The following is a 223-nucleotide window of genomic DNA, read 5'->3' as shown; positions in this document are numbered from 1 at the left end:
CTCGAACTGCGCCGCGCTCCGTCGCACCAGCGCCTCCGTCGCCGCCGGGTCGGCGTCGTAGGTCGCCAGGAAGACCCGCGCGCCCGCCGCCAGCGCGTCGTCGCCGACCACGGGGGCCGGGTCGGCGGCGAGCAGGGCGGACTGGAGCGCGTTGCGCACGGCCTGGCGGCCGACGACCAGGCGCCGCTCCCCCGCCCCGGCGCGCGGCCGGACCCCGAGCGCG

Annotated in this window: 1 protein-coding gene; it reads right to left on the bottom strand. The window is 82.1% G+C overall.

Translation table 11 applies throughout. From position 1 onward, the window contains the following. Window positions 1–223 (bottom strand): hypothetical protein (locus tag QWY29_RS20745; RefSeq protein WP_300963102.1); only part of this gene is annotated, 223 nt, incomplete at both ends.

Source organism: Nocardioides abyssi (genome assembly GCF_030412915.1).
GTDB classification, from domain to species: domain Bacteria; phylum Actinomycetota; class Actinomycetes; order Propionibacteriales; family Nocardioidaceae; genus Nocardioides; species Nocardioides abyssi.
Note: the sequence above shows the minus strand (reverse complement) of the source record. Positions and strands in the feature narration are given on the sequence as shown.